Here is a 13,446-nt window from a genome sequence, read left to right as displayed (position 1 = left end):
ATGTGGTGGCATGCTTTGAGAATACGAATGAATCGCATTTATTTCAAGTTCTCTCACTTTCATGCCGCCGCACCACCTTCTTTCCTTTCGCTCCAGTCTTCGTGCATGGACCCGCACGACGGCCCCCGCCCTGGCGCTGCTGTGCCCGCTGGCAGTAGCGGCCGAGCCTGCCGCGCAGGCCCCGGCGCAACTGCCCACGGTGACCGTGCGTGCCGAGGGCGATGCCGAAGCGGCCGCGCCGCTGCGCCCCTCCGTGGCGGCGGAGCAGCAGCGCCTGGACCGCGTTCCCGGCGGGACCAACCTGGCCACTCCGCAGCAGGAGACGCGCCTGGCCACGCTGCGCGACGCCCTGGACTACCAGCCGGGCATCGTGATCCAGGACTTCTTTGGTGCCACGGACCAGCCGCGCCTGTCCATACGCGGGTCGGGCATCCAGAGCAACCCGCTGAACCGCGGCGTGCTGCTGCTGAAGGACGGACTGCCGCTGAACGACGCCGATGGCTCCTTCATCATCGGCCTGGTGGAGCCGCGCAATGCCGCGTTGGTCAGCGTGCGACGCGGCGCCAACACGCTCACGCCGGGCGCGACCACGCTCGGGGGAGAGCTGGACTTCCAGTCGCTCACGGGCGCCGACGAGCGGGGCCGCGTGCGCACCGAGGTGGGCAGCTTTGGCCGCCAGGCGCTGCAGGGCGCGGTCGGCCTGCAGGGCGTGCAGTGGGATGGGCGCATCAGCGTGAGCGGCGACCGCTACGACGGCTACCGCCACCATTCGGCGTCGCAGCGCGATGCGCTGCATGCCAACGTGGGGTTCCAGGCCGCCGGCGGGTTCGAGAACCGCACCTACCTGTCGTGGACCGATCTGGACTTCGACATCCCCACCGTCGTGCCCAAGGACCGCGTGCGCACCCAGCCGCGCGGTGTGATGGGCGACGGCGCCACGCCGCAGGACCAGTTGCTCAACGTCTACCGCCGCGACCCGCGCCGAGAAGCCACGCAGCTGCGCCTGGCCAACCGCTCGCGCTGGGGTGACGATGCGCTGCGCCAGGAGCTGGGCATCTACTGGCAGGACACGGACGACCTGTTCAACAACCAGACCAGCTACACCAACACCCGCAGCCGCACGGCAGGTGCGCAGTGGCAGGCCGGCGGGCAGACGGCCGGTCCCCTGGCCTGGCGCGCGGCGCTGGGCTGGTCGCGCAGCCGCATGGACCGCGATCTGGATGCCACCAGCCCCGTGAACGGGGCAGCGCTGCAGCGCTTTGGCGCCTATGACCTCACGGCCGACAACCTGCAGGCGCTGCTGGCGGCCGACTGGCGCCTGGCGCCGGCATGGACGCTGGTCGGTCAGTGGGGCTGGAGCCACCAGGAGCGCGACGCCGCCAACCGCCTGGACGGCCGCACGCTGCAGCAGCAGTGGAGCTTTTCCACGCCCAAGGTGGGGGTGAACTGGACGCCCACGCCGGCCGTGCGCTGGTGGGCCAACTTGAGCCGCAGCCAGGAGGCACCCACGTTCTGGGAGATCGTCTCCGCCACCGTAGCGCCCAACGCCCCCGCGGCGGCCAGCAGCGAGCTGGTGCGGCTGGACCTGCAGCGCGCCACCACCTTCGAGGTCGGCGGGCAAGGCCGCTGGGGCGAGGGTGCCCGTGCCCTGCACTGGACGGCTGCCGTGTACCGCAGCCAGGTGGCCGGCGAACTCATGAGCACCACCGATGCCAACGGCATCAAGGTGGGCACCTACAACTACGCCGGCGGCACGCGCCACCAGGGCGTGGAGGCAGGGCTGTCGGGCAGTTGGCCGCTGGGCATGGGCGCACTCGACTGGCGTGGCTCCTGGACGTACAGCGACTTCCGCTTTAAAGACGGCATCTACGCCGGCAACCGCATCGCCGGCGTGCCGCGCCACCTGATCAATGCCGAGGTGCTGTGGCGCGTCGCCACGGGTGCGGGTGTCTGGCGCATGGGTCCCAGCCTGCGCTGGATGCCCACCGACACGCCCACCGACCACGCCAACACCGCCGGCAGCGAGCAGGACGCCTACGCGCTGCTGGGCTTCAAGCTGGAATGGAAGAGCGGCCCCTGGACGGGCTACCTGCAGGCCGACAACCTCACCGACCGGCGCTACGCCAGCAGCTATGCCATTCGCAACCAGGCCACGGCCGCGCAGCCGGGCTACCTGCCGGGCCTGGGCCGCAACGTGGCGGCGGGCGTGAGCTACCAGTTCTGAGGGAGATGCGATGCTGACGAACCCTGTGCAGTCCGTTGACCAGGGCCGCCGCCGCCTGCTGCAGACCTCGGGTGCGTTCGCGCTCGCCGGGTTGCCGGCATGGGGCGCGGCGGCTCCCGCTGCGCCTGCCGCTCCTGCCGCGCCGCTGGCCCGCCTGGTGCTGGCCGGGCCGCCAGCCATCGTCTCGGCGCCCCTGATCCACATGGCCGAGACTCAGGCGCTGGCGGGCGTGGCCGAGCGTGTGGAGTTCACCCCCTGGCGCGACCCCGACCAGTTGCGCGTGATGGCCTTGGGCCGCAAGGCGGATGTGCTGGCCATGCCCAGCAACGTGGCGGCCAACCTCTACAACCGTGGCGCGGGCGTCACGCTGCTGAGCATCTCCACCTGGGGCGCGCTGTGGATCGTCACGCGTGATGGCGCGCGGCGCACGCTGGCGGATTTTCGCGGCGAGGAAATCGCCGTGCCTTTCCGCGGCGACATGCCGGATCTGATGCTGCAACTGCTTACCGCCCGGCAGGGGCTGGACGTGCGGCGCGACTTCCGCGTGCGCTACGTGCCCACGCCCATGGAAGCCATGCAGTTGCTCATCACACGCCGGGTGCGCCATGCGTTGCTGTCGGAGCCCGCCGTGTCCCTGGCGCTGCGCAAGACGCAGTCCTTTCCCCTCGGGCTGGTGGCGCCCGCGCTGCACCGCGGCGCCGATCTGCAGCAGGAATGGGGCCGTGTGTTCCAGCGCGCGCCGCGCATCCCGCAGGCGGGTATTGCCGCTGTGGGCGCCCTGCGCGGGCAAGGCGCCGCGCTCGCGGCCGTGGACGCAGCCTATGCGCGCTCCGTCGCCTGGTGCCGCGCCCATCCCCAGGAGTGCGGCCGCATGGTGGCCGCACGCATCGACCTGCTGACCCCCGACGCCGTGGCCGACGCGCTGGCCACCAGCCAGCTGGACGCGGTGCCGGCGCAGCGGGCGCGCGCCGAGGTCGACTTCTTCTTCCAGCAACTGCTCGCGCGCGACCCCGCGCTGCTGGGCGGGCGGCTGCCCGACTCCGGTTTCTTCCACTCTCCCGCCCAGCCCCACGCCAGCAATGCGGCGCCAGCGTCCAGCCACTGCGGTCTTTCCTCAGGACGTTCATGCCACACCACTTGATCCATGTGACCCTTTGCCGTCGCCATCCGCTGGCCCTGGCCGCCTTGCTGTGCCTGTCGGGCGCCGTGCGTGCCCAGGCCGCGGCCGAGGCCCCCGCCGCCACCGCCACCGCCCTGGCGCCCGTCACCGTGACCGCCACACTGACCGAGCAGGACGCTCGCACGGCGCCCGCCAGCGTCACCGTGATCACCGCGCAGGACCTCGCCGAGCGCAACGCGGCCGACCTGCTGGACGCCGTGCGCGGCGCGCCGGGCATCACCTTCAGCGCGCGCCAGGTGGGCGGGCGCAAGACGCTCGCGCTGCGCGGGCTGGAGGGCAGGCACACGCTCACACTCATCGACGGACGGCGCATCAGCGCGAGCGACGACGTGATCGGCCATTCCGACTACCAGTACGGCTGGCTGCCGGTGTCGGCCATCGAGCGTGTGGAAATCATCCGCGGGCCGATGTCGGCGCTGTACGGGTCCGAGGCGCTGGGCGGCGTGGTCAACATCATCACGCGCAAGCCGGGCGACCGCTGGATCGGCTCGCTGGGCTTCAACGCCGCCTTCCCCGCCGGCGGCGAGGCCGCGGCCGAAGGGGGCGCCTCGCTGTTTGCGGCGGGCCCACTGAACGACCGGCTGCGCCTGTCGGTGAATGCCGAGTACGCCCACCGCGACGCCGTGGGGCAGCGCGAGGACCCGCGCTACAGCGAGATCGAGGGCCGCAAGCCGAGCAGCCTGGGGCTGAACGCCGAGCTGGACCTGGCGCCCGGCCACCGGCTGGAGGCCGGCGTGACCGATGGCGAGGAGCGGCGCTTTTACGACGACGTGAGCGGCACGCGCCCCTATGCCAACCGCTATGACCTCGACCGCCGCCAGACGCACGTGGGGTGGAAGGGCGAGATAGGCGCCTGGAAGGCGCAGGCACGCGCCTACCGCAGCGAGATCAGCGTGCGCAACAGCCGCACCAACGGCGTCAGCCCCACGCGGGCGCAGGACATGACGGACGATGTGGTGGACGGCCACGCCACCACCCGCTGGGGTGGCCACCAGGTCACCGTGGGCGGCGAGTGGCGCAATGAAGAGCTGGTGAATTCCGGCCTGCTGAACGGGCGCGACGACGTGTCGCACAAGGCCCTGTTCGTGCAGGACGAGTTCGCGCTGGGCACGAACCTGCTGGCCACGCTGGGCCTGCGCGCGGACCACCACGGCATCTTCGGCTCCGAGCTGAGCCCCCGCGCCTACCTGGTGTGGGAGGCCAGCCCCGCGCTGGTGGTCAAGGGCGGCCTGGGACATGCATTCAAGGCGCCCACGCTCAAGCAGATCTCGCCGAACTATGTGGGCGCCGAGGGGCCGCACACCTTCCGGGGCAACGCCGACATCCAGCCGGAGACCTCCAACTCCTTCGAGATCGGGGCCGACTGGCAGGTCAGCCCCGCTTGGTCGCTGCGCGCCACCGCGTTCCATACCGAGGTCAAGCAGCTCATCACCTACCGCCTGATCCAGCAGGTGGGCACGCGCCGCACCTACCTCTACGACAACGTGGACGCGGCGCGCATCCAGGGCCTGGAGGCCGGCTTCACCTGGGCCATCACGGATGCGGTGCGCTGGAGCATGGACGCCACGCTGCTGCGCACCCGTGACAAGGCCACGGGCGAGCGCCTGTCCGACCGGCCGGACACCAGCGTGGCCTCGCGCCTGGCGTGGCGCGTGGCGGGCTGGGACGCGCAGCTGGGCGCCGAGTACACGGGCCGCCAGACCAGTTCCGGCCAGCGCCTGCCCGCTTACACGCTGTGGAACGCGAGCGTGGGGCGCGCCTGGGCGCTGGGCGCGCACCAGCGGCTGAACCTGCGCGCCGGCCTGGAGAACCTGGGCGATCTGCGCCTGGCGGAGAAGTCCCCCGCGTTCGGCTATGCCGAACAGGGCCGCCGCGTCTTCGTGAGTGCGCGGCTGGATTTCTGAACGCTTTGCGCGGGCGGTATTGTTTTGATAGCTGCTTGCGCTTGATACACAAGGGCGGAGGTCGATTTGGTTAAAAAATGGTTGATGGGCCTGATGCTGCTGCTTGCGGGCGCGGCGCAGGCGGCATCGGTGCTGTTCATTGCCACGGGCAACGTACCGGCTGGCAAGTTCCACCAGCTGGCCGAGATCGCGCGCCCGCACGGGCTGACCGTGGAGGTGCGCTTCCTGGGCAGCCTGCCCGCCGACGTGGACGGCGGGCTGTGGCGTGGGCATGACGCGGTGTTCTTCGACAGCTACCTGCAGGACGAGGTGCGCGCGCGGCTCACGCGCGCGCTGCCCGCCCTGGCAGTGCCGCATGCCTGGCTGTACGACGCGCGTCCCGCCTGGGGCGGCAGCCTGCCCGAGGCCGTGGCGCAGCGGCTCGTGCGCTACTACGCCAGCGGCGGGCGCCAGAACTTCGAGGGGTTCTTCGCCACGCTGGCGGCGCAGCTGCAGGGGCGCGACGCGCTGGCCGCCGCTGCGCCGCCCGTGGTGTTCCCCAAAACCGGCATCTACCACCCGCGCGCGCCGGGCCTGGTGACGGCCGACCCCGCCGCCTACCTGCGCGCGCAGGGCGTCGACCCCACGGACGGCCAGCGCCGCCCCGTGGTCGCCATCGCCCTGCACCAGCAGTACATCGCCTCGATGCAGACGGCATTCATCGACGACCTCATCGCGCGCATCGAAGCCGCTGGCGCCACGGCGCTGGCGTTCTACACGCCCATGCTCGACCCGGGCGGCGTCACGCGCGTGCTGCAGCCCGGCGGCGCGGGCACGCCGGTGCTGGCCGACGTGCTCATCAACACGCAGATCATGTTGAACGCCGACGAGCGGCGCGCCGAGTTCACGCGGATGGGCATGCCCGTGCTGCAGGCCATGCCCTACCGGCGGGGCGACGAGGCCGCGTGGGCCGCCAGCCCGCAGGGCGTGGCCCTCATGGACGTGCCCTTCTACCTGGCCCAGGCCGAGTACGCGGGCGTGGTGGACATCCAGGTGGCCGCCGCCACGCGCGCGGGGGACGAGCAGGTCGTGCCCATCGCCGCGCAGGCCGCCGCCGTCGTCGGCAAGGCGATCAACCTGGTGGCGCTGCAGCGCAAGGCGAACGCCGACAAGCGCATCGCCGTGTTCTTCTGGAATTACCCGCCGGGGGAGAAGAACCTGTCGGCCTCGTTCCTCAACGTGCCGCGCAGCCTGCAGGCCACGCTGGCCGCGCTGCGCGGGGCGGGCTACGACACCCAGGCCGCGGACGAGCAGCCGCTGATCGCGCAGCTGCAGCGCCTGCTCACGCCCGCCTACCGCGACGGCATGCTGGCGCCCTTGCTGCGCGATGGTCTGGCCGACCGCCTGCCGGTGCAGGAATACCGCGCCTGGCTCGCCACGCTGCCCGCGGCCACGCGCAATGCGCTGCACAAGAGCTGGGGCGCACCCGAGGACTCGTCGATGGTGGTGCGCGAAGGCGGCCAGGCGTTCTTCGTCATCCCGCGCCTCATGCTGGGCAAAGTGGCGCTGCTGCCGCAGCCGCCGCGTGGCGAAAAGTGGGCAGACAAGGAGAAGTCGCTCTACCACTCCACCAGCGCCTGGCCTTCCCACCACTACCTGGCCGTGTACCTGTGGGCGCGGCGGAACGTGGGCGATGCCTTCGTGCACTTTGGCACGCACGGCAGCCAGGAATGGCTGCCGGGCAAGGAGCGCGGCCTGGCCGTAACCGACCCCGGCATGCTGGCCGTGGACGACGTGCCCGTGGCCTACCCCTACATCGCCGACAACATCGGCGAGGCGCAGCAGGCGCGCCGGCGCGGGCGCGCGGTGATCGTGAGCCACCAAACGCCGCCGTTTCAGCCCGCGGGGCTGCATGCGCAGCTCACCGCGCTGCACGACCTGCTGCACGCCTGGGTGGCGCAGGACGAGGGTGCGGTGAAGGAGCGCATCGCCGCCGATCTGCTGGGGGGCGCCGAGAAGCAGCGCATCGTGGCCGACATGGGCCTCACCGCCGCGCAGGCGCGCGCCGACTTCGCGGGCTTCGTCAACCAGTTGCATGCGCACCTGCACGAACTGGCCGAGACCGCCCAGCCCCTGGGCCTGCACACGCTGGGCACCGCGCCGGCCGACGCGCACCGCCTGGGCACCGTGCTGCTGATGCTGGGCCGCCCTTACTGGGAGGCGGCCGCGCGCCATGCGGGCACACCGGCCGAGGACATCGACGAAGCCCTGGTGGGCGACTACGAGCGCATGGCGCAGACCGTGCCCTACCGCCTGCTGGCGCGCCATCTGCTGGAGGGCGAAGCCGACGATGCGCTGCCCGCGCCGCTGCGACACCACATGACCCAGGCGCGGCAGTGGTGGCAGGCCATCGGCGCACAGAACGAACTGCCGGCGCTGCTCGCCGTGCTGGCGGGGCGGCACCTGCCCACGTCCTACGGCGGCGATTCGCTCAAGAACCCCGACGCCTACCCGACGGGCCGCAACCTGTATGGCTTCGACCCTTCGCGCGTGCCTACCCCGCAGGCCTGGGAGGCCGGCAAGCAGGCCGCCGAGCAGCTCATTGCCGCCTACCGTGAACAGCATGGCGGCACCGCGCCCACCAAGGTCACCTTCTCGCTCTGGTCGGTGGAAACCATGCGCCACCAGGGCATGCTGGAGGCGCAGGCGCTGTGGCTCATGGGGGTGGAGCCGGTGTGGGACCAGGGCGGGCGCGTCACCGGCGTGCGGCTGGTGCCGCGCAAGCAGCTCGCCCGTGCGCGGGTGGACGTGGTGCTGTCGGCCACCGGCCTGTACCGCGACCATTTCCCCAACGCCATGCAGCAGCTTGCGCGCGCCGCGCAGCTGGCCGCGCAGGCCGACGAGCCCGACAACCCCGTGGCGGCCAACGCCCGCGCCATCGCCCAGCGGCTGCGCGCGCGCGGCATGGCGGAGGGCGTGGCGCTGCGCGCGGGCCAGACACGCATCTTCTCTTCCGAGTCGGGCCGCTACGGCACGGGGCTGGACGACGCGGTGCTGGCCACCGACACCTGGCAGGGCAAGGCCGAGGGCGACCGCAAGCTCGCGCAGCTCTATCTCTCGCGCATGCAGTACGCCTACGGGCCCGACGAGTCCGAGTGGGGCAGCCTGCCTGCCGCGCAACGCGGCGGCAAGGACGGGACGGGCAACCTCTATGCCGAGCACCTGCGCGGCACGCAGGCCGCCGTGCTCTCGCGCAGCTCCAACACCTACGGCATGCTGACCACGGACGACCCGTTCCAGTACCTGGGCGGCATTGCGCTGGCCGTGCGCCACCTCGACGGCAAGGCTCCGCAGTTGCTCATCAGCAACCTGCGCGGGCCGGGCAGCGGGCGCGTGGAAGGCGCGGCGCAGTTTCTCGCCAAGGAGCTGGCGACGCGCCAGTTCCACCCCGGCTACATCCAGGGCCTGATGAAGGAAGGCTACGCGGGCACGCTGCAGGTGCTGGACGCCACCAACAACTTCTGGGGCTGGACGGCCGTAGCGCGTGAGATCGTGCGCGACGACCAGTGGCAGGAGATGGCCGACGTCTACGTGCGCGACAAGCACCGCCTGGGCCTGGATGCCTGGTTCGAGCAGCACAACCCGCACGCCCTGGCGCAGACCATCGAGCGCATGCTGGAGGCCGCGCGCCAGGGCTACTGGCAGGCCGATGCGCAAACGCTGCAGACCCTCAAGAGCCGCTGGCGCGACCTGTCGCGGCGCTTCGACGTGCGCAGCGACAACGCGCGCTTTGCGTCCTTCGTTGCCGAGGGGGCGCCGCAGGCCGCCGCGATGGGCTTCGGCCTGCAGTCGCCTGCGCGCGCCGCGCGTCCCACGGCAACGCCATCCGTGGCCCCGCAAGCGCCGACGGTGCCTGAGCCGCAGGCCCCGCCCGATCCGGCCCCCGAACCCGTGCCGCCACCGCCCACGGTAACGGGCATGCGCCTGGCACCCGTGGAGCCGGTGCAGCCCCCCCGACCCACGCTGGCCACGGCCGCGCTGGGGCTGCTGCTTGCGGCCATCACCGCGGCAGGCGCCCTGCGCCAGCGCCGGCGCACCCTTGTTCCATCCCATTGAACCTCGATACACCATGACCAATCCGATCGAATCGGCGATGTACGTCGCCAGCCAGCTTTTCCTCTATCCCGTGCTCATCGCCATCGCGCTGCTGTTCGTGCATGCGTTCTATGCGCTGGGGGCTTTCGCATGGCAGGCGTGGCAGCGCCACCGGGGCCAGCCCGGCGGGTTTGAACTGGCCACCGCGCGGGCGCGCAATCCGGCGCTTTCGCTGATCGACCTGGAGGCGCTGGCCACGAAGCGGCTGGAGTTCGCCCGCATTGCCACCCGCGTGGCGCCCATGCTGGGTCTGGTGGCCACCATGATCCCCATGGGGCCTGCGCTCATGGCACTGGCCGACGGGCAACTGGCCGACGTCTCGCGCAACCTCATGGTGGCGTTCTCGGCGGTGATCCTCGCGCTGCTGGCGGCGGCCATCAGTTATGCCGTGGTCAACGTGCGCCGGCGCTGGTATGCCGTGGACCTGGCCGTCATCGAACAGGGTGCGCCGGTGCAGCCGCCCGCGCCGGCGCCCGTGCACGACCCCGTGGCCGCGCTGGCGATGGAGGGGGTGCAATGAGCCGCCTGCGCCTGCTGGACGACACGGAGACGGATGACCCCATCCTCTCGGTCGTCAACCTCATCGATGTGTTCCTGGTCATCATCGCGGCGCTGCTGCTGGCGGTGGCCAACAGTGCGGTCAATCCTTTTGGCAGCGAATCGGTCACCGTCATCAAGAACCCCGGCCAGCCCAGCATGGAGGTGATCGTGAAGGACGGCCGCAAGATCGACCGCTACCGCGCCAGCGGCGAGATCGGGGAGGGCGAGGGCGCCAAGGCCGGCGTGGCCTACCGGCTCAAGGACGGCTCCATGGTCTACGTGCCCGAGCCGGGGGAGGGCGGCTGACATGGGCCTTGCCTGGCGCTGGCTGCGCGGCATTCCCGCGTACCTCTGGAGCGGCTGGGGCGCGGCTGCCAGCCTGCTGCTGTTCGTGGCGCTGTGGGAGTTGGGCGCGGGCTTGTATGGCCCGCTGATCCTGCCCGACCCGATGACCACCTTCGCCACCCTGTGGGGCCTGGTGCAATCGGGCGTTGCCTGGCCCGAGCTGGCCGTGACCGCGCGGCGTGCGCTTGCCGGCCTGCTGCTGGCGGTGACCGTGGGCAGTGCGCTGGGGCTGCTGGCGGGGCTGTCGATGACGGCCTCGATGATGGCGCGGCCCTGGGTCACGCTGCTGCTGGGCATGCCGCCCATCGCCTGGCTGGTGCTGGCCATGCTGTGGTTCGGCGCGGGGGATGGCACGCCGGTGTTCACGGTGTTCGTGGCCTGCCTGCCGGTGGTGTTCATCGGCGCGCTGCAGGGCACGCGCACGCTGGACCACCACCTCAAGGACATGGCGCGCGCCTATCGCCTGCCCTGGCGCATGCGCCTCACCGATCTGTACCTGCCGCATGTGGCGGCGTACCTCTTCCCCGCGTGGATCACGGCGCTGGGCTCGTCGTGGAAAGTGGCCGTGATGGCCGAACTGCTGGCCACCAGCGACGGCGTGGGCGCGGCGCTGGCGGTGACGCGCTCGCACCTGGACACGGGCGCATCGCTGGCCTGGATCTGCGCCGTCGTGGGCAGCCTGCTGGTGCTCGAGTACGCGCTGCTGGAGCCCATCAAGCGCGAGCTGGAGCGTTGGCGGGGAGCCGGCACATGAGCGGCTTGCAGATTGAGGCGCTGCACCACGCCTACGGGCCGGCGATGGTGTTGCAAGGCATCGATTTGCAGGTGCCACCAGGGCGCATCGTTGCGCTGGTGGGCCCCTCGGGCTGCGGCAAGACCACGCTGCTGCACCTGTGCGCCGGCTTGCTGGCGTCGCAGCAGGGCCGCATCGAGCAGCCCCTGCAGCCCACCGCGGTGATGTTCCAGCAGCCGCGGCTGCTGCCGTGGATGACCACCCGCGACAACATTGCACTGGGCCTGAAGGCCCGAGGGGCCGCGCGAGCCGAGCGCCACCGCCAGGCCGCCGAGATGGCGCAGGCCCTGGGCCTGCCGGTTGCGGCGCTGGCGCAGTACCCGGCCGAGTTGTCGGGCGGCATGCAAAGCCGCGCGGCGCTGGCGCGCGCGCTGGTGCTGGCACCCGCGCTGCTGCTGATGGACGAGCCCTTTGCCGCGCTGGATGTGGGCCTGCGTAGCCAGTTGCACCAGTTGCTGCTGGCCCGGCAGGCGCACACGGGCATGGCCGTGCTGCTGATTACACACGACCTGATGGAAGCCGTTCGGCTGGCGGACGAGGTGCTGGTGATGGCCGCATCGCCGGGCCGCATCGTGGCGCGCTACCACCCGCCCGGCGCGGCGGTAGCGCGTGGCGACGCGCTGGTGCACCGCTGCGCGGCGGAGTTGCAGCAGCATCCCGCGGTGCGTGCCGCGTTCGGGTTGCCCGACAGGGCGGGCTCCGCCACGGACGCGGACGACAGCGTGGCGGCTGCGGGCACGTGGCACGCCACCGCCGCCATGGTCGGCGGGCCGCAGCGTAGTGGTTGTTGAAATTGATATGAAAAATGCCGCCAGCCATTGCAGGGAAAGCGCGAGCAGCTCCTTTTTTTGAAATGAATCACCCCGCGAACCTGCTGCGCAGCGGCCATCCCATCTGGATGTGCGGCATGCGCCCCTTCTTTGTATTGACCATGGTGGCGGCCATCGGCCTGCTGGGCTGGTGGGCCTTCGTGCTGGCGCTGGGCTGGCCCGTGCCCCGGGTGGTCGGCGGGCCGCTGGTGTGGCATGTGCATGAACTGGTCTACGGCTTTGCCATGGCGGCGGTGGCGGGCTTTGCGTTGACGGCGCTGCCGGAGTTCACCGGCAGGCCTGGCGCCACGCGAAGCCAGTTGCGCGCGCTGGTGCTGCTGTGGCTGTGTGGCCGGCTGGGGTTTTGGGTGTCAGGCCATGCCGGCGGTGCGGCGTTGTGGCTGGCGGCCGCGGCGCAGGTGGGCCTGCCGCTGGCGCTGCTGGCGGTGTTGGCACCCGCGCTGCGCAGCCCGCAAGGGCGACGGCACGGGTCGTTTGGCGTGCTGCTGCTGGCTCTGGCAGCAACGGCGGCGGGCTTCTACGCCGATGCGCTGCGCGGCATGGCGGGGCTGCGGTGGCTGCATGCGGCACTGGGCGTGCTCATGTTGCTCATCGTGGTGGCGGCCAGCCGCATTTCGATGCGCATCGTGAACCGCGCCATCGAGGAGGTCACGCCGGGTGCCGCTCCCTACGTGGCCCGCCCGCCGCGGCGCCACCTGGCGGCACTGTGCATCACGTTGTACACCGCGGCCGAGTTCCTGCGCCCGGCGAGCGCGCTGGCGGGCTGGCTGGCGCTGGCTGCCTCGGCGGCGGTCTTTCACCTGATGGGTGACTGGCACGTCGGTGCCGCCCTGTGGCGTCGGCGGTTTCCGCTGCTGCTCTACGCCATGTACGCCTGCATGGCCCTGGGCTATGGCGCGCTGGGGCTGGCGCATCTGGGTGTCCTTCCCGGTACCGCTGCAGGCCGGCACCTGATTGGCATGGGCACGGTGGGGCTGGGCATTTACGTGGTGATCGCCATCGCCGGGCGTGCCCACGCCGGTCTGGCACCGGACCCCGGGCGGTGGGTGCCCCTGGGCGCGGCCGCGCTGCTGGTGGCGACGGCCGTGCGTGCGGCCGCTGGCGGGATGGGCGGGGGAGGTGGCTGGCTGGCCCTGGCGGCTGCAGGTTGGTGCCTGGCCTTCCTGGCCGTTCTGTGGCGCATCGGCCCGCCGCTGTGGCGGCCGCGCAGCGATGGGCGCCAGGGGTGCGATGGGCCTGAATAGGTGGGGAGGAGAAGGCCCGCATCAAGCGGGCGAAGGGGCGGGAGAGCCGGGCTGGCGTGGAGCCCAGATCGCCATGAAAAAAGCCGAATCCGCGCTGCGGATTCGGCTTGGCTGTCTTTGGTGGGCCCTGAGTGACTCGAACACTCGACCAACGGATTAAGAGTCCGCTGCTCTACCAACTGAGCTAAGAGCCCTCTCTTTTCAGAGGTGCCGCGTTGCAGCACAGCCATGGATTATGCACCATTTTTTTCG

9 protein-coding genes and 1 tRNA gene are annotated in these 13,446 nt (G+C 71.4%); 9 read left to right on the top strand and 1 reads right to left on the bottom strand.

The features are described from left to right. Window positions 1-61 precede the first annotated feature (61 nt). The 9 genes from OX89_RS05280 to OX89_RS05240 all read left to right on the top strand — a co-directional run bounded on the left by OX89_RS05280 (window position 62) and on the right by OX89_RS05240 (window position 13,194). Window positions 62-2,224 carry a TonB-dependent receptor domain-containing protein gene (locus OX89_RS05280; protein WP_234305508.1) on the top strand — a complete coding sequence of 721 codons (2,163 nt, stop codon included), beginning with the start codon at window positions 62-64 and terminating at the stop codon, window positions 2,222-2,224. A gap of 10 nt (window positions 2,225-2,234) precedes the next feature. After that, a complete protein-coding gene (locus OX89_RS05275) occupies window positions 2,235-3,365 on the top strand; it encodes an ABC transporter substrate-binding protein (protein ID WP_047349836.1) in 1,131 nt (376 codons plus the stop codon). Next, the gene (locus OX89_RS05270) at window positions 3,350-5,308 is read left to right on the top strand and encodes a TonB-dependent siderophore receptor (RefSeq protein ID WP_047349835.1); all 1,959 of its coding nucleotides are present in this window, start codon (window positions 3,350-3,352) and stop codon (window positions 5,306-5,308) included. The genes OX89_RS05275 and OX89_RS05270 overlap by 16 nt, the downstream gene beginning before the upstream one ends. Before the next feature lie 84 nt (window positions 5,309-5,392). Beyond that, complete coding sequence (cobN, locus tag OX89_RS05265; protein WP_047349834.1) at window positions 5,393-9,403, top strand: cobaltochelatase subunit CobN; 4,011 nt, start codon at window positions 5,393-5,395, stop codon at window positions 9,401-9,403. Between the two features lie 13 nt (window positions 9,404-9,416). Beyond that, complete coding sequence (locus tag OX89_RS05260) at window positions 9,417-9,962, top strand: MotA/TolQ/ExbB proton channel family protein (RefSeq protein ID WP_047349833.1); 546 nt, start codon at window positions 9,417-9,419, stop codon at window positions 9,960-9,962. Beyond that, the gene (locus tag OX89_RS05255; protein ID WP_015914020.1) at window positions 9,959-10,288 is read left to right on the top strand and encodes a DUF2149 domain-containing protein; all 330 of its coding nucleotides are present in this window, start codon (window positions 9,959-9,961) and stop codon (window positions 10,286-10,288) included. The genes OX89_RS05260 and OX89_RS05255 overlap by 4 nt, the downstream gene beginning before the upstream one ends. Before the next feature lies 1 nt (window position 10,289). Further along, window positions 10,290-11,081: an ABC transporter permease gene (locus tag OX89_RS05250; RefSeq protein ID WP_015914019.1), complete on the top strand. Its 792-nt coding sequence runs from the start codon at window positions 10,290-10,292 to the stop codon at window positions 11,079-11,081. Continuing rightward, window positions 11,078-11,911, top strand: coding sequence for an ATP-binding cassette domain-containing protein (locus tag OX89_RS05245; protein WP_047349832.1), 834 nt, complete (start codon window positions 11,078-11,080; stop codon window positions 11,909-11,911). The genes OX89_RS05250 and OX89_RS05245 overlap by 4 nt, the downstream gene beginning before the upstream one ends. A 62-nt stretch (window positions 11,912-11,973) precedes the next feature. Beyond that, window positions 11,974-13,194 (top strand): NnrS family protein, encoded by a 1,221-nt coding sequence (locus OX89_RS05240; protein ID WP_199856214.1) that lies wholly within the window; start codon window positions 11,974-11,976, stop codon window positions 13,192-13,194. Between the two features lie 118 nt (window positions 13,195-13,312). On the opposite strand, the gene OX89_RS05235 is transcribed toward OX89_RS05240, so the two are convergent. Continuing rightward, window positions 13,313-13,388 (bottom strand) — tRNA-Lys (locus OX89_RS05235). Window positions 13,389-13,446 lie beyond the last annotated feature (58 nt).

It is taken from the genome of Diaphorobacter sp. J5-51 (assembly GCF_001023515.1).
GTDB classification, from domain to species: domain Bacteria; phylum Pseudomonadota; class Gammaproteobacteria; order Burkholderiales; family Burkholderiaceae_C; genus Diaphorobacter; species Diaphorobacter nitroreducens.
This window is presented reverse-complemented; position numbering and strand designations above follow the sequence as displayed.

What these genes read in the sequence shown, in the direction of transcription:
- OX89_RS05245 (WP_047349832.1), top strand. Translation starts at nt 11,078, where the DNA reads ATGAGCGGCTTGCAGATTGAGGCGCTGCACCACGCCTACGGGCCGGCG.
- OX89_RS05255 (WP_015914020.1), top strand. Translation starts at nt 9,959, where the DNA reads ATGAGCCGCCTGCGCCTGCTGGACGACACGGAGACGGATGACCCCATC.
- OX89_RS05260 (WP_047349833.1), top strand. Translation starts at nt 9,417, where the DNA reads ATGACCAATCCGATCGAATCGGCGATGTACGTCGCCAGCCAGCTTTTC.
- OX89_RS05275 (WP_047349836.1), top strand. Translation starts at nt 2,235, where the DNA reads ATGCTGACGAACCCTGTGCAGTCCGTTGACCAGGGCCGCCGCCGCCTG.
- cobN (WP_047349834.1), top strand. Translation starts at nt 5,393, where the DNA reads ATGGGCCTGATGCTGCTGCTTGCGGGCGCGGCGCAGGCGGCATCGGTG.
- OX89_RS05240 (WP_199856214.1), top strand. Translation starts at nt 11,974, where the DNA reads ATGAATCACCCCGCGAACCTGCTGCGCAGCGGCCATCCCATCTGGATG.
- OX89_RS05250 (WP_015914019.1), top strand. Translation starts at nt 10,290, where the DNA reads ATGGGCCTTGCCTGGCGCTGGCTGCGCGGCATTCCCGCGTACCTCTGG.
- OX89_RS05270 (WP_047349835.1), top strand. Translation starts at nt 3,350, where the DNA reads ATGCCACACCACTTGATCCATGTGACCCTTTGCCGTCGCCATCCGCTG.
- OX89_RS05280 (WP_234305508.1), top strand. Translation starts at nt 62, where the DNA reads ATGCCGCCGCACCACCTTCTTTCCTTTCGCTCCAGTCTTCGTGCATGG.